The organism is Paenibacillus crassostreae, assembly GCF_001857945.1.
GTDB classification, from domain to species: Bacteria; Bacillota; Bacilli; order Paenibacillales; family Paenibacillaceae; genus Paenibacillus_AQ; species Paenibacillus_AQ crassostreae.
Genome location: NZ_CP017770.1, coordinates 3,648,447 through 3,664,461, shown reverse-complemented (window position 1 = coordinate 3,664,461; position 16,015 = coordinate 3,648,447). Strand labels below are relative to the sequence as shown.

The window sequence follows — 16,015 nt, the reverse complement described above, 5'->3', positions numbered from 1 at the left end:
TTCATTCCATAAAAACTTAACTAATTAAATAATACCCTATTGTGACAAAACTCTCCCTTTATAAAGGGAGAGTTCGATTGTTACTATTCAAATACATTAATATATATTATTTCGCGTTAACAGAAGATTCTTCCAATGCAGCGATATAATCTTGTACTGTAATGGTTACGGAAGCTGTTAATTCAGCAACATCTGGAACTGAAGGATGCGACTCATTCACAGCTTTAGTCTTCATACCTTTGATCTCATCTACTGACTTACCTGCCATCCATTCCGCTAATGCTTCTGCTTGTTGATACCATTCTTTTTGAATCGATGAAGCCTTGATCATACCATACTCATCACCAAGTTCAACCTTCGTTTTTGGTTGTTCATTTAAATCAGAGGTAACTTTACCTGTGTTGTCAAAGTTCACTTTCGTCTGAGCATTATCAATTACCGTTCCAACTACTTTACCATCTTTGTCAAACGTTGTTGCAATCATAACTGTATCCACTTGTGCCACTGGAAGTACTTCAGCACCATCCTTTGTTCCTAACCCCTTGGAACTAGCAATGGAGATGTTATGTCCAAGACCAAGTTTCTCAGCACCTGCTGCAACTTCAATGGCATTGTTGTATGCTTCTTCTAGAGCACCAACATAATCTTGTACAGTGATTGTTACAGAAGATGTAAGTTCAGCAATATCTGGTACTGAAGGGTGAGATTCATCTACTTTTTTGGTTTTCATTCCTTTAATTTCATCGATTGATTTACCAACCATCCATTGTCCTAGTGCATCCGCTTGTTGGTACCATTCCTTCTGAATGGAAGAAGCTTTAATCATGCCGTATTCATCTGCGAGTTCAACCTTTGTCTTATTCTCAGCGGTTAAATCACCATCAACTTGCAGATCTTCCTTAAAGTTGACTTTCACTTGTGCATTATCAATGGTTACTTTTACAACTTTTCCATCTTTATCAAATGCTGCTGCTACCATAACAGTATCTACTTGACCTTTTGCTGGAACCATTTTACCATCCGCATCTTTGCTCATATCACTTGAGCTCGCAATAGAAGTTATATGACCTAGACCCATTTTAGTAATTCCTATTTCTGCTGTTGCAGTGTCAGTTGCTTCATTATCCGTAGCTACAGCCTCTGTTGGAGTTGCTTCCGGAGTTGTAGTATTCGTTGCTTCATTATCCGAATTGTTTGAGGAGCATCCCGCAAACATCGAAATAACCATTCCTGCTGCTAATAGGCTAATAAACATTTTCTTCATATTAAATCCCCCTGATTAATAATGTTCTGTAAGTCTGTATTATTACACATTTTTCCTGAATACTATGTGAAAATAGTCACAAAATAAAATTAAAAAAAGATCCGGCTACCATCCATGTTCAATGGGCGGCAACCGTCTCTTCGGTAATGAATTTATTTCTTACTTCTTAACTACTGGTTTACGTACTCTTGTTGTACCGTTGCCAAGAACTTCTGCGAAGTCATTGGGGGCACTACCGCGACGTTGAATTCGATTGATATCACTAGTAGATAAACGACTACGAGAAATAATAAAAGAAGAAGTAGTGTCATTAAAGTTACTGATAAAGCTCACATCGATAGTTCCTCTAAAGATACGACGGTTCCCTTGATAATTAATATCTTCAAATAATACCAATGTGCTACTACTTCTACCCTCAAACCTAAAACTAGATAAGACATCATTAAAATTAAAAACGTCTAAACTACGAACACCTAAATTACGTCTAAAGCGTAGTCTTCTTCCAGAAAAATCTGCATCACTCCATATGGTTAGGAACGGTAAGCGTGACGACTGAGTGGGTATCACTTTTTTCATATTACCACCTCCTTTATGAGATCATCATATGAAAATCTTCAAGGAGTGATTGTGTTTCTATCTATTTATGGGTTCATATCAAAAAAAAAACTTATAAAATAAAATTAAGAGATTTCACTTTATTATTCGAAGCTACCATAGCACATTATTGTAAGCGCTTTATATTTATTGCCAAAAATGATATACTAGACATATAAAGAACAATAAATCATATATCTTTCAACAACGAATCAGGGAGGTAATGGATATGAGACAGAATATTATTGTTCCATTTGATGGCTCTGAAGGTGCACAAGAAGCTTTACGGGTTGCAATTGACATGGCAGATAAATATAAGGAATCGATTATATTAATCAATGTGCAACCTAGCTTCACATCCCCACATACCACACTCTTCTTCAATGAATCAGATATGAAAGAATATCAGTATATACAATATAAAGAAGCAGTCGAATCAGGTGAACGGATTCTTACTGATTCTAACGTTCCTTACGAATCAGTATTACTCATCGGGTATGCACGAGATGAAATTTGTAAAGAAGCTAACACGCGTAATATCCGTTGTATCGTCATGGGCTCACGTGGACATAGTGTCTTCGTTGGAAGTGTGCTCGGAAGTGTAAGTCAAGGTGTCCTTTATCGGGCGAATTGTCCCGTGATGGTTGTTCCTAGCCAAGCTAACTAAATATAAATAAAACCACAAGCAGAGAAATATAAGAAATAGAGTATCAAGTGAAACTTACACTTTAAAATATTTCAAAAAAATGCACTCCCTGGATCATTCTAGGGGTGCATTTCAATTTCTTCTAATCTATTAATTTATCCCTTGCATGATAATTTGATATATAAATTTCTCATTCACCCCATTCATCCATGTCTAAGTTCATAATAAATGAACTAGAACATTCGCTGCCATAAGGGGAGATCATTAGGAATTGGTGAATCACATTTATTTATAGTAGAATAATGATAATCAATACTACTATTAGGAGCTATCCAGATGCCAATTAGTTTCACTAAAACTGTTGTAAGTAACTTAAATAAAGAAATAGCTGAAGTCCACAACACAATCATTAATGAAAAGAAAAAAGAAGAAAAAGCACTTTCAAAAATAAATCAATTACAAAGAGATATGAAATTGAGTACATCCGCCCACGATTTAAGCAGTAAAATGAGTCGAATAAATAAATTGAACGAAGATATCAAACAAATCCAATCCTTACAAACTGTTTTATCAACACAGTTGGCTAATAAAAAGGCTAAGCTCATTCAACAACTTCCCAAAGATCAACAGTCGGAAGTCGAGAATAATGAATACGATTGAAATAAGCTCACTTAGGATGTAAGTAAAAGGGGATTCCTTCCCCTCTTTACATGAAGATTTCCACAATGTTCAATTTTTCTGAACGTACACGATCGAACTCTTTCCGCGCGATCCGTAATCCACCAACTCGGTAACGATTCATTGTGGTCTCCGTCGTAATATCTTGACCATTTACGCTGACACGATGAACGTCACCACTAATTAAATGATACACAAATTTCACTTGTGCTCCCGCATACTCGAAATCGAAACGTAGACCGTCCAACGTTTGCGGTAACACCGGATCAATAATCAAGTCGCCTGCCTCTTGGCGGATACCTAATGCATTTGAGATCAATTGGTTCATATAGATTCCCGGTCCACTAGAATATATTTTCCATCCACCTTTCACCGGCACTTTGCCACTACGCAATTCATCAAATCTCTCTTGTGCTTCATAACGAGTATTGAATTTGCCGTCAGAGCTACTGAAGTACGCGTTACTTTGACGTAATTCTGCATTGGGAATAACATCTTTAATACCAATAGGGTTGATTCGCGCAAGCCCACTCCACACATCATCTTCTTTGCCGAGTTTAGCCATAGCCTCCACATAACGAATATGAGCATGTACATATTGCAGTCCAATCTCACGTCCGAAGTTTGCAGCTTGCTCAGCACGTTTAAAGTGTGTGCTTACTCCCCCAACATATTGTGCAGGACGGTTCATTAATCGCACACCATCGGGGCAAACGAATTGTTCACGAATGATATCATAATGTGTTGCCGCTTGCTCAGGTGACAATAGTTCACTGATCATACTGCGTGTCATCGGTAACAATCGATATTGAATACCCGTCTCCGTATCACTTGGATGGACCATCAATTTCACCTGCTCAGGACTCTCCATATACAAGAAACCGGGAATAACTTCTGTTTGCAGCATGTAGTGGTTGAAATCCTTTTGGATTCCATCAGCCAGCCCTTGTAAGCTTACCGCTGAAACTGGATCAACAACCTCCATCACTTGAGCAAATTGATTCAACGTCTGATAGGTAAGAGCTACAGTCCAACTACTGACCATATACTGCTTCAATTGAGCATTAGCGGGTTGAAGAGTATCGTCCCAATCACCATCTCCATACGAAGATAAGTGCGTACCATGTAGGAAATGATTCTTGATATAATCGATTTCCTTGTAAGCATGTTCTAATATTGTCGCTGTCTCCGTTGTGATATCAAAGCTATGTTTGCTTGTATAGGGAACATGTTCTTCCAATATGCTGTAATCACGAGTAACATTCAGATAATCACCTAGTACCTTAAGCGGCCATACAATGATGTCGCCATGGCTCTCTTCCTGTTGAACCTTCGTATATTTGTCGAACATAAACCATTGTGGCCAGTTACCATCATCTTCGTACTGATGAGAAAAAATAGTTAATAACGTGGCACGCACTTGATCATATTTATGAGTCGCCATGAAATATTCAACAGGTCCTTGGCAGACATCCCGTGTTCCCCATGCTGCTCCACCGTATTGTTCTAGACCATGCGGTACGGAGTAATGGACAAGCATATTATGTGTGTACCACCAAGCCAATCCATTCACCTTAAATAGTTCATTTTCATCGCCAGTCCCTGTTGATAAATGAAATCCATTCATCACAGAACGGAAAAATTCCCGATAACGCTCTATTTCTTCTTCAGCTTTACGCTCGACTAAAGGCATTTCTCCACCATTCAGTAGTCCTTGAAAAGTCATTGTCCACTCGCTACTCACATCTAGCTCCAACACAGTTAATGAAGCATCACCTCGGGCGATATGACTTACAAACTTACGCTCATCAGAAACCTTCATGCTACTTCCTGTCAAATGAATGCGATACTCTAGTGCTGGATAGATGTCAGCACTTAGCGATGCAGGGTCTGCATGAAAGGATAGATATTCACCATGATCACGTATGTGATAAGGAACTTCATATTCATTCACATTCATCGTAATTTGGTTACTCACTAAGAAACGATATGATTTACCCTGTTCTGAACGTACATTCAAACGCACCTCTGGGGTATCTACTGTCGTAAAGTTGGTGATGATGAGTAGATCATCTTTCGTTTTATAATACCAACGTACGTAATTGAAACCCATTTCGAATACGGATGGCATCGTTAATAGTCGATAAGCTTCATCGATCTCTACATAGATCCGCTGACCCGATGTTTTGGGCACATTAAGCGCATTTCTTGCATTTGTCGTCATCTTATTGAAATTGGTATTACCTACCACAACTTGTGAATTAAAAATACCGTACATATAAGAGGTTGTCGTCATCACAGGATTCTTCAGACTTACATTGTCACCACTCATTAGAATATGTCCGTGAGGACGTTCCACTCTTAGCTCTTTTTCCTTTAGTACAACATGTTCATAACCATCTGTGAAAAAAGCAAGTAAGTCATTTCCTTCCACTTCCTCTTGATGACGGTTAGGGAATAAACGATTTAATTCCGCTTCATTCAACACTTCCGTATGCAATGGAACTCCTATAGAAGGTAGAAGAGATACCAGATTCAGGAGTTCTCCTCCATCAAAATTTAATTTCTCAACGGCCTTTCGAGCCTGTGCTACTTCTTCGCTATACTCTAGCGTCGATATCGCGGTAGGATGGTCTTCCTTACATATTCCGTAGAATACGAATCTAGCTTCTCCATCTAGCTGAATGCATTCCGATTGTAATGCTGTATACGCAAATTCATACTGATAGATTTCATTTGCCAGTGTATCTTGTGTTAAACATTCGGGTACATTCGTTTCTTTATATGACAATCCGTAGAATTGAAATCCGTCTGTTGAAAAGGAGGTAGCTCTAGTTAAAGACCCCTGCTGGATATAGGGGAATACTCCACTTTGCGGCTGATTCTGTCTGCAACATACAACGTATCCATTACGCTCGTCATCAAATACTGTATGATCGATATATTGCGATAAATATGCCTCGTTACTGCGGACAGCCCCTTCATTAGCGATTCCGATATCTTGTCCATATATCAAATCTATTTGGTTATGATTCCCCTCGATTTTAACATCCCAGAACCATATGCCCTTATCCGTCGGTGTGAACATCACTTGATAACGAATCTCTGCTACTTCACCTTCAAATACAAGTCGATCATCTAACTTACGAACACGACTCTGAGAGTTGACTCCGAGCAAGGGATAGGCTTGAATTCCCAACTCATCATCATGTAGTCGTAAATATATATTATTAAGTGATCCATCGATTGAATTGGACAGCCATTGATTAATCATCAATCCGCCATATGTAGCTTGATACAAATCTCCACTCGATAGAAATCTAAACGTTAGACTTCCCACTTCCAAAGTAAGCAAGTCGTCATTCTTGGATACCATTGTCTTCTCACTCCTACTCATTATGAGGTTCATTAATCACATGCTGTTTTTCATTACTTTAAAAGACGAAATCTACGCTCGACCACATCTCGACTATTCGATCCTATAAACACGGCAAATTCACCAGCATCACTACTGTAACTCAAATCGGAATGATGATACCTAAGTTGCTCTTCAGTCACTGTAAAGCTAACTTTCTTAGACTCTCCAGGCTGTAAAAGGACTTTTGAGAAAGATTTTAACTCTTTCATAGGTCTAACTACCTCTCCTGAGATGTCACGAATATAAAGTTGTACGACTTCTTCCCCTTCTCTTTTCCCAGTATTCGTAATAGTCGTTGTGATCTGTAGTGAGCAATCTGACGTGATTACCTCCTCTGAGAGCATCATTTCACCGTATTTAAATTCCGTGTAGCTTAAGCCATACCCAAATGGGAATAGAGGTTCATTCGGAATATCTAGATATTTGGATGCATAGCGATTATCTGGTTCGGACTCTTTTTTCGGACGACCTGTATTGTAATGGTTATAATATACGGGTACCTGTCCTACAGCATATGGGAACGACATGGATAGCCGTCCGGATGGGTTGACTTCACCATATAGAATATCTGTAATGGCGCAAGCTCCCTCACTTCCCGGAAACCAAGCTTCCAGAACAGCATCTACTTGATCATGGACACCATGAAGATCTAGCGGACGTCCGTTAAAAAGAATAGCTACCATAGGCTTATCCAAAGTGCGCAAGTGAGTAATCAATTGAAGTTGTGCTTCTGGCAAAGCAATGTCCGCACGACTTCCTCCTTCACCGCTCATGTGTGAGCTCTCACCCAGAGCAAGAACAATCACATCCGATTTACGAGCGATCTCTATTGCTTCTTGCCATTGTTTCTCAGTGATCGTATCAATATCTGAACCCTCAGCAATTAGCATATTGGCAGGCGGAATTATAGCTTGAATTGCCGTATCCAGAGGCGTAATATCTTCTTCAGCTCCCATCCAAGACCATGGGCCGAGGATATCTTTGCTGTGCGCGAATGGACCAATTAAAGCAATACGTTGCTCTGGTTGAAGTGGAAGAACACATGAATTGGAGGCAAGTTCACGTGAAACAGCTCTATGTTCATCACAGTATACGATCTCTCGTTCTGCTTCTGGATCGGCTCCACGAAACGGATTCTCGAATAGCCCCAAATTGTTCTTTAAATTCAATATACGAAGTACAGCTTCATCAATCAAAGATTCATTTATCTTACCTTTTCTTACGAGTTCCGGTAGATGCTTAACATAACACGAGGTCATCATCTCAATATCAACGCCTGCTTGGACGGCTAAGTAGGCTGCTTCCGCTTCATCTTCTGCAACCCCATGAGCAATGAGCTCAATCACGGCTCCCCAGTCAGAGATAAGTACCCCGTCGAACCCCCATTCTGTTCGCAATAAATCCCGCATCAGAGCCCGATTTCCTGTAGCTGGAGAGCCATGAACTGTATTAAATGATGTCATTACTAACTCACAGCCCTCATCCAAGGCAGCCTTATAGGCTGGTAAGTAATATTCTCTCAACTGTCGCTCCGAAAGATCGACCGTATTATACTCACGTCCACCTTCACCAGCACCGTAAGCTGCAAAATGCTTCACACAAGCTGCCACTCGGCTGACATCATTCGTTAAATCTTCCCCTTGAAATCCCCGAACAAATGCTCGAGCAAATAAACTATTCAAATACGGGTCTTCCCCCGTTGATTCCATCACACGTCCCCAACGTGCATCTCGTACAAGATCAACCATAGGTGCAAACGTTACATGTAACCCAGATACTGCGGATTCCTTGGCAGCAATAGCAGCACTTTGTTCTGCTAGTTCCTGGTCCCAGGAGCAGCCTATAGCTAGGGGTATGGGGAAAATGGTTTTATAGCCATGTATGATATCCGCCATGAAGATCATGGGAATACCTAATCTGTCATTCTTCAGATGTGTTTGTTGCACTTGAATCACTTTTGCCGCTCCGCCAAGCCCCAATATAGAACCGACTTGATTCACTGTTTCCTCTGTAATCCCGAGCGACTCCATCGGTCCTGTAATCCGTCCATCTTCTTCCGATCCTACGAAATAAGACACGACCAATTGCAGCATTTGTGCTATTTTTTCTTCCAGTGTCATCTGTTCTAATAATGCTGACAAATGTTGGTTATCCATTATGCATTTCCTCCTGTAAGACTTAGATTGGCATGTTTACTTTTGAATATCATTCTTTTACAGCGCCAACAACAATCCCAGTCACAAAAAAACGTTGTAGAAAAGGATAGACCAGCAGTATAGGTAAGGCACTTATAAAAATCTGTGAAGCTCGAATCGTACGTTGAGATAGGTTTGCTACTGCTTGTGGATCCAATTTTGTCATATCTGCCTGAACGATAATCGTTTGCATGAAAGTCGCAAGTGGGAGCCTTTCAGCATCTCTAATATAAATCATACCGTCAAAATACGAGTTCCAATGTCCGACCATCATGAATAAGGAGATCGTAGCAATGACCGGCAATGAGACTGGTAAATAAATACTAAAGAACGTTCGAAATTGGCCAGCGCCATCGATAAAGGCAGCTTCCTCGAGATCTTTAGGGACAGTACGGAAGAAATTCAGAAGCAGTATGATGTTAAAGACCGCAACCATTCCGGGTAGGATAAGCGCCCATAAGGAATTCATAAGTCCAAGCTTTAGAATAAGGATATAACCTGGAATCAGGCCACCACTGAATAGCATGGTAACAACGAAATACCAAAGATAGATATTGCGTGCACGAAAGACACGGGTTTCTTTGGAAAGAGCATATGCAGCGAGGGTGTTAACAATCAGAGCAAGTGCTGTCCCGATAATTGTTCGTTGTACAGATACCCATAAGGATGACAAGAAATTGACGTTACTAAACGTCTTTGTATAAGCTTCCAATGTAAAGCCAATCGGCCAAAATGTAACCAATCCAGCATTGGCAGGAGCGGATGCACTCAAGGACACCATCAATAAGTGATATAGGGGTAACAAGCAGAGAATGGCAACAGCAGCCAAGAACATATTGTTGAAAATGCTGAATATTCGATAAGGTATTGTTTTATGGTACATTAGGTTGTCATCCTTTCTAGAAGATCCGATAGCCAGCAAATTTATAGGCAAGACGATAAGATACAACGATTAAGATTAAGCCAATCACAGATTTGAATAGATTGACTGCCGTAGCAAAGCTGAATTGTCCACTAAGAAGACCTTCTCTGTACACGAATGTATCAATAATATCTCCTTGTTGATAAATCAAGGGACTATATAAGTTAAACACCTGATCAAAGTTCGCGTTCAATACATTACCTAATGCTAAAGTTGCTATAACGATAGCGATTGGGATAATTGAAGGTATGGTAATATGCATCGTTTGTTTCCAACGGTTAGCTCCATCTACCTCTGCAGCTTCGTATAACGATGGATTAATACCCGAGAGTGCCGCTAAGAAGATGATCGTATTAAATCCAAATTCCTTCCAAACATCACTAAAGATGATGGTAAATCGGAACCAAAAACCATCGCCTAAAAAGAAAATTGGCTTAATACCGAAAGTACTTGTAAGGAATTGGTTGATGAGACCCGTCTGGGCGAGAATATCAATCAAGATTCCTGATAGAGTGACCCATGAAAGAAAATGGGGTAGATAAACGAGCGTTTGGATGGATCTTTTAAGCCCCATGTTCCTTACCTCATTCAATAATAATGCGAAAAGAAACGGAATGATTAAGTTCATTACCATCTTGGAACAAGCAAAGAAAAGCGTATTCCACGTAATTTGCAAGAAATACTCATTCTCCAACATGTATCGAAAATGTTTCAGACCGACCCACGGTGAATCGCTTATTCCCAAGGCAGGCTTATAATCTTGAAACGCCATAATAATTCCAGACATTGGAATATAAGAGAAAATAAAAACCAAAATAGCCGCTGGTAACACCATGAAATGTAGTATCCATGGTTGCTTATAGCTGCGTTTTCTTTTTATATGCTTGGTAGATTTCAGATTTACCTGCTGTACAGTATTTACTTCCATAGCTCTCTCCCGTTCAAAAAAATATTTTGTGTGTAATCAGAATCTCTGATATATATAGTATCAAGTAATTCAAAGAGCTGACTATATAACAATGTTAGGATTGATATGGTTTTATTAGGGGATTCGTCTGGAGGAGACAATATGGGATTTGGAAAAGTTATTACATTTGTTAAAGATAAGGTTCATACTAAATTTAGTCTTTTCTCGAAAATGAATATCTTGATCATAATATTGTTTATTCCAATCATTATTGTGTATACGTTTTCAAACGACGTTTCGTTCAATGTTGTGAGTAAAGAGCTAAAGACATCTAGCACAAAACAAATTGCTTTTTTATCCAGTCAAATTGATTCACGGATTAATCAAATGATGGATTTTACCATCACCTTCTCGAAAGATCCCAATGTTCAGAAATTCAACGGATTAAACATTTGGGATGATAATTATAGTCGGATGCAGACAAGATTTGTGATTCAGGAAAAGATGGTACTTCAATCGGGAGTAATTGATATATGGCCGGCTGGATACGCTGTACATTCTCAACAAAACAAAGATATCATTTCTAATTACGACACACCCAAAACCTATGATGAGGATTATCTAAATAGAAATATGAGTGGAAAATGGACATACGGTAATGGCGAAAGCGATTACCCTGAAGAACTAGAATCCTTTTATTGGTTCTACTCCGATTCTGTAACTCAGCAAGGTATGCTTACAGGGAGTAACCTAGTGATTGAAGCCAGCTTCAGTTATAAGAATATTCAAAATATGCTAGATACATATAAGGCCGGTGGACAAGGAGATCCGCTTTTTTACCATAATGGGAATACACCGATCCTGAATCGAAGCGCGGACAAGCAGCTATCGAGTGAATTGATAACTTATTTGGATGGACAATCACTGAAGGATACGACGCAACAGGTAGTTGAATTGGAGGGGAAGGATTATTTAGTGAATTCTATTAAATCCCCTCATTTGGGTTGGCATCTAGTTGATGTTGTTCCGCTCGATGAATTATTGGGGCCGATATCATTTACTCGTAATTTATTCTACTTATGTATGTTCTTACTTTTTGTTGTTGGAATTTCTGCATCGGTTTTGCTATACCGAAACGTTCAACGCCCCATCCGAGAGCTGGTTAACGGTCTACGGCGCGTACAGCGAGGAGACTATTCAGTACGGCTCCATTCAAATGAACGTAGTGAGTTTTCGTTTCTGTTTCATCGCTTTAATAATATGTCACGCCAAATTCAAGACTTAATTGAGAACGTACTTAATGAAAAGATTCGTGCCCGTGAAGCAACGCTGAAGCAGTTGCAGGCTCAGATCAATCCGCATTTTCTCTATAACTGCCTTGGGTATATTATTAATATGGCCCAGATGAAGGATGAGGAAGCGGTCGTTTCAATGGCATATAATTTAAGCTCATACTATCGTTATACGACTCGAATGGAACGAGAAACGGCTACAATAGACGAGGAAATTCGATTACTCATCAACTATTTGGATATCCAAAAACTTCGTAACGGCAGAATCGATTATCACATCGATATTTCCGAGAAAATGCTGACCCTGCCTATACCACGCTTGATGCTACAGCCCATTGTGGAAAATGCAGTCATTCATGGTATAGGAAAATCTTACACAGCGGGTGAAATTCGGATTAGCGGTGAAATGTCCAATGGCTTCTGTAGGGTATATATTGATGACGACGGACCCGGGTTGAATCCAGAGGAGTATGAGGTACTGACAAGGAAAATGAGAGACCCATTACAGGAAGAAATGGGTTGTGGCCTCTGGAATACGAGTCAACGGATCATTCACCAATTCGGAAATAACTCTTATCTAAACTTCAAGAAATCGCCACTCGGGGGATTTCGGACAGAGATCATTTGGGAGGTATCATCTGAAGAAGAACAACACTATTATCCAACCAACAAAGGAGACACACAACATGCAGATGATCATAGTAGACGATGAAGCTCACTGGGTAGACAACCTATCCACACACAAACCTTGGCACACGCTCGGCATTCAATATGTACACAAAGCTTATTCCGCAGAAGAAGCGCTACAAATCATAGATACATATCCTATCGATATTGTAATCTCAGATATTCTTATGCCTCAGATGACAGGGATGGAACTGATTGAGCGTATACGGATACGCGATAAAAAAATCAAATGCATTCTTTTATCCGGTCATTCCGATTTCGAGTTCGCCAAAAAAGCGATTCAACATCATGCAGTTGACTATCTACTTAAGCCACCGACGGATGACGAATTGTTTGGGGCGGTTAAAGCAGCGATACATCAAATAAATACAGAATGGGAAACTATTAGTTCACTTGAGCGAACCCAATATACTCTTCGGGAAAACCTACCGCTTTTGCGTGGCCAATTACTCCTTGACGCATTGAGAGGCCATCAAATGCCAGCTAAGGAATGGATCCGCAAACTCGACAATTATGGATTACCTTTCGTTAAAGGGGATTGTGCTTTGCTACTCGTCCGAATGGAGGAAGAATTCGGACAATATAATAACAATGGGCAGCTGTTGATGGAATATGCAATCATCAATATGGCCGAAGAGATTATTGGTGAATTCACGGAAGTCTGGGGTGTCAAAGAGGAGCATGGGTATCTTGTGTTCATGCTTCAGTTAAAAGAACATGTTGCTGACATAGGCAAAGAAACTATTTTGGAAAAACTCTCCTTGCAACTGCAGTATAAAGTGAAACAGTTTCTAAAAGGGTCTCTGTCCATTGTAATAACAGAGTGGTTTCAGTTTCCAGAGCAGCTACCAGATCGTTACCGGCAGGCTTCAGCCTATTTCCGGCAAATTGTAGGTGACGAGCGAGAATTCATTATGCGGGTTGGCGCCTTAGAAGAGAATAATTCACCAGGACCTTTGGACTCTCTTTATATGCCGCCTTCCTTAAGTAGCTTGTTAGAGGCTGCCCGCTGGGATGCAGTGGAAGATAAGATATTGACAGTATGTGCGGAACTGGATGGAAAATGGGATGATTCTTGGGAGCATTGTATGGAGGCTGGATTTGTAATTGCTTCTTCTTTCACACATCTAGCACATCGAAACGGACACGCGCTTGCCAAGTTACTGGGATCGGATATGGAACATCTGCAAAACGGAGAGACCTTCTCTTCTATCAGTAAGCTTCGAAAGTGGTCCTTGGAGGTGCTTAGTAAGCTGAAAGAAGAGACATCGAATGATGTTAAAGACATACGTTCTCTATATGTGAAGAAGACTCAAGAGTTTGCTGAGAAAAACCTGCATGATGATGTTTCGTTAAGAGCACTGGCTACCCATGCTAATCTGCATCCGACGCATTTATCCAAAATTTACAAAATTGAAACTGGTGAAGGAATAAGCGACTACGTGTTCCGTCTTAGAATGGAGCGCGCCTGTCATTTACTAAAAACAACAGACAAAAGGATATATGAAGTTGGCAAAGAAATCGGATATTTGGATTCAGCTTACTTTATCAAAGTATTTAAACGTCAGTTTGCCGTAACGCCTCAAGAGTATAGAGATAGCAATTAATAACATGACAAAATCCTATGTAAACTAAAAAAATCATATAGATCCACTCCCTAGTTCATTGGTAAAGTAACTCATGTAGAGATTTTATTATTAAGGGGAGATCAAAAATGGGTAAATTCAAAAAACCATGGTTGCTGCTCACGATTATAGCACTTATGGTGATCACGGCTTGTGGTGGAAACTCTGGTCAGAATGAAACAGCAAATAATGCCGTTTCAACCAACAACAATACAGTTAGTACTACTGAAAAAAGTGCTGGTGAGATCGCGTTCGAAACAGGTAAATATGATCCACCAATTGAGTTCAGCACGATATTAATGCCGAAGAAATACGTTCAAGGCGATACCAAAGAAGATAATGTTCATGATCGTTGGATGTTGGAAACCTTAGGTATGAAACATAAAGATACCTGGTACCCGGCTAGTGATAGTCAAAAAAATCAGAATCTTCAACTCGCTATTACATCTGGTGAGAAGCTACCTGATTTCGTACCTGTATCAACTGACCCTGTAATGACCAATCAATTGATCGATTCGGGCCAGTTTTTAGCCATCGATGAGCTATTTGAAAAGTATGCCAACCAAACACTCAAAGACCATGCAGCAAAGAACCCAGAATTGTGGTACCCCTTCACGAGAGACGGTAAGAAATACAACATGCCGATCCTCGAGTATACAGACAATGACGATCCTGTCCTATGGTTACGAGAAGATTGGATGGAAAAGTTGAATCTTCAAGCACCTACAACGATAGCCGAATTAGAAATCGTCATGGATAAATTTAAAAATGAGAACCCAGATGGATTAGCACCTGACAAAGTTTATCCGCTTGCAATCTCATTGAAAGGTGCAACGAACACATGGATGGGATCTCTCGATTGGTTGTTCGGAGCATACGGCACGATTCAGGAGCAATGGAACAAGGATGCTGATGGCAATCTTGAATACGGTTCCACTAATCCAGGTGCTAAATTAGCATTAGCGAAACTGAGTGAATGGATGGAAAAAGGATACATTCATGCAGACTCTGCATTGTGGGACGAAGGCAAGGCAGCTGAAATCTGGACACGTGGAGAAGCTGGTGTTCTACCAGGAGCAAACTGGGTACCGGATTGGCCAGCTTCAGATTTATTGAAAAACGTTCCAGGATCGAAATATAAAGCCTATCCAATACCCGCAGGTCCAGATGGAGATATAGGAACAAAATGGCAAAATTCTGGCGTTAACAGTAGTATGATGATTAATAAAGATGCCGAACATCCAGAAGCAATATTCCTATACTATAATTATCTGTTAGACAATCTGGCGAATCCAGCTGTTGGCAGTGAATACGAGTATGGCTTTGCCAAAGGGTACGATTGGGATATCGTGGATGGACAACCGACCAGCAATAAAGACAAAATCAAAGAATTCTCCAATGAGTTCCCTTTCTTAACCGGTCCAGCTCGAATACCTAGTCTTTATATGGAAACACTGGTTAAACTTGCAGACGGTATAGCACCGGAAACGCCTTACGAAAAGCTACAAGCTGAGTTCCGGAAACCTGAAAACTGGTATTCTGCCAAAGTCGTTATGTCGCAATTAGACATCCGCAAGCAAAACTATTTCACGGGTGCGGCGACACCTACGATGATATCGAAATGGAACTTATTGCGTCAATCCGAAATGGAAACATTTAATAAAATCATTTACGGGCAACTGCCGGTTGATTCATTTGACGAATTTGTAGCCAACTGGAAGTCCAATGGCGGTGAGCAAATCACGCAGGAAGTTAATGATTGGTTCAAATCTGTATCACAATAGAAA

Annotated in this window: 11 protein-coding genes; 5 read left to right on the top strand and 6 right to left on the bottom strand. The window is 40.1% G+C overall.

All coding sequences use genetic code 11. From position 1 onward, the window contains the following. Positions 1-106 precede the first annotated feature (106 nt). Both LPB68_RS16875 and LPB68_RS16870 read right to left on the bottom strand, forming a co-directional pair. Positions 107-1,264 carry a hypothetical protein gene (locus LPB68_RS16875; RefSeq protein ID WP_068661145.1) on the bottom strand — a complete coding sequence of 386 codons (1,158 nt, stop codon included), beginning with the start codon at positions 1,262-1,264 and terminating at the stop codon, positions 107-109. A gap of 159 nt (positions 1,265-1,423) precedes the next feature. Continuing rightward, positions 1,424-1,840 (bottom strand): peptidase inhibitor family I36 protein, encoded by a 417-nt coding sequence (locus LPB68_RS16870; RefSeq protein ID WP_068661144.1) that lies wholly within the window; start codon positions 1,838-1,840, stop codon positions 1,424-1,426. A 247-nt stretch (positions 1,841-2,087) separates the two neighbouring features. On the opposite strand from LPB68_RS16870, the gene LPB68_RS16865 reads away from it, so the two are divergent. Then, a complete protein-coding gene (locus LPB68_RS16865) occupies positions 2,088-2,525 on the top strand; it encodes a universal stress protein (RefSeq protein WP_068661143.1) in 438 nt (145 codons plus the stop codon). A 315-nt stretch (positions 2,526-2,840) separates the two neighbouring features. Continuing rightward, entirely contained in the window at positions 2,841-3,164 is a 324-nt protein-coding gene (locus LPB68_RS16860) for a hypothetical protein (protein WP_068661142.1), read from the top strand. A gap of 46 nt (positions 3,165-3,210) precedes the next feature. Here LPB68_RS16860 and LPB68_RS16855 read toward each other — a convergent pair whose 3' ends face one another. The 4 genes from LPB68_RS16855 to LPB68_RS16840 are packed head-to-tail and all read right to left on the bottom strand — an operon-like array spanning position 3,211 to position 10,645. Beyond that, positions 3,211-6,558, bottom strand: a complete 3,348-nt coding sequence (locus LPB68_RS16855) for a GH36-type glycosyl hydrolase domain-containing protein (RefSeq protein WP_068661141.1) — start codon at positions 6,556-6,558, stop codon at positions 3,211-3,213. A 53-nt stretch (positions 6,559-6,611) separates the two neighbouring features. Continuing rightward, positions 6,612-8,756: a beta-glucosidase BglX gene (bglX, locus tag LPB68_RS16850; protein ID WP_068661140.1), complete on the bottom strand. Its 2,145-nt coding sequence runs from the start codon at positions 8,754-8,756 to the stop codon at positions 6,612-6,614. A gap of 49 nt (positions 8,757-8,805) precedes the next feature. Then, positions 8,806-9,678: a carbohydrate ABC transporter permease gene (locus LPB68_RS16845; protein WP_068661139.1), complete on the bottom strand. Its 873-nt coding sequence runs from the start codon at positions 9,676-9,678 to the stop codon at positions 8,806-8,808. Between the two features lie 16 nt (positions 9,679-9,694). Further along, positions 9,695-10,645 carry an ABC transporter permease gene (locus LPB68_RS16840; protein WP_068661138.1) on the bottom strand — a complete coding sequence of 317 codons (951 nt, stop codon included), beginning with the start codon at positions 10,643-10,645 and terminating at the stop codon, positions 9,695-9,697. A 141-nt stretch (positions 10,646-10,786) separates the two neighbouring features. Here LPB68_RS16840 and LPB68_RS16835 point away from each other — a divergent pair, with 141 nt between their 5' ends. The 3 genes from LPB68_RS16835 (at position 10,787) to LPB68_RS16825 (ending at position 16,012) form a co-directional block, all read left to right on the top strand. Next, a complete protein-coding gene (locus LPB68_RS16835) occupies positions 10,787-12,628 on the top strand; it encodes a sensor histidine kinase (RefSeq protein ID WP_068661137.1) in 1,842 nt (613 codons plus the stop codon). Next, the gene (locus tag LPB68_RS16830; RefSeq protein WP_068661136.1) at positions 12,603-14,210 is read left to right on the top strand and encodes a response regulator transcription factor; all 1,608 of its coding nucleotides are present in this window, start codon (positions 12,603-12,605) and stop codon (positions 14,208-14,210) included. Before LPB68_RS16835 ends, LPB68_RS16830 begins: the two co-directional genes overlap by 26 nt. A gap of 107 nt (positions 14,211-14,317) precedes the next feature. Continuing rightward, complete coding sequence (locus tag LPB68_RS16825) at positions 14,318-16,012, top strand: type 2 periplasmic-binding domain-containing protein (RefSeq protein ID WP_068661135.1); 1,695 nt, start codon at positions 14,318-14,320, stop codon at positions 16,010-16,012. The last annotated feature ends 3 nt before the right edge of the window (positions 16,013-16,015 follow it).

Bases quoted from the DNA above. Each gene is read 5' to 3' on its own strand.
- LPB68_RS16875 (WP_068661145.1), bottom strand. From the start codon at position 1,264: ATGAAGAAAATGTTTATTAGCCTATTAGCAGCAGGAATGGTTATTTCG.
- LPB68_RS16870 (WP_068661144.1), bottom strand. From the start codon at position 1,840: ATGAAAAAAGTGATACCCACTCAGTCGTCACGCTTACCGTTCCTAACC.
- LPB68_RS16865 (WP_068661143.1), top strand. From the start codon at position 2,088: ATGAGACAGAATATTATTGTTCCATTTGATGGCTCTGAAGGTGCACAA.
- LPB68_RS16860 (WP_068661142.1), top strand. From the start codon at position 2,841: ATGCCAATTAGTTTCACTAAAACTGTTGTAAGTAACTTAAATAAAGAA.
- LPB68_RS16855 (WP_068661141.1), bottom strand. From the start codon at position 6,558: ATGGTATCCAAGAATGACGACTTGCTTACTTTGGAAGTGGGAAGTCTA.
- bglX (WP_068661140.1), bottom strand. From the start codon at position 8,756: ATGGATAACCAACATTTGTCAGCATTATTAGAACAGATGACACTGGAA.
- LPB68_RS16845 (WP_068661139.1), bottom strand. From the start codon at position 9,678: ATGTACCATAAAACAATACCTTATCGAATATTCAGCATTTTCAACAAT.
- LPB68_RS16840 (WP_068661138.1), bottom strand. From the start codon at position 10,645: ATGGAAGTAAATACTGTACAGCAGGTAAATCTGAAATCTACCAAGCAT.
- LPB68_RS16835 (WP_068661137.1), top strand. From the start codon at position 10,787: ATGGGATTTGGAAAAGTTATTACATTTGTTAAAGATAAGGTTCATACT.
- LPB68_RS16830 (WP_068661136.1), top strand. From the start codon at position 12,603: ATGCAGATGATCATAGTAGACGATGAAGCTCACTGGGTAGACAACCTA.
- LPB68_RS16825 (WP_068661135.1), top strand. From the start codon at position 14,318: ATGGGTAAATTCAAAAAACCATGGTTGCTGCTCACGATTATAGCACTT.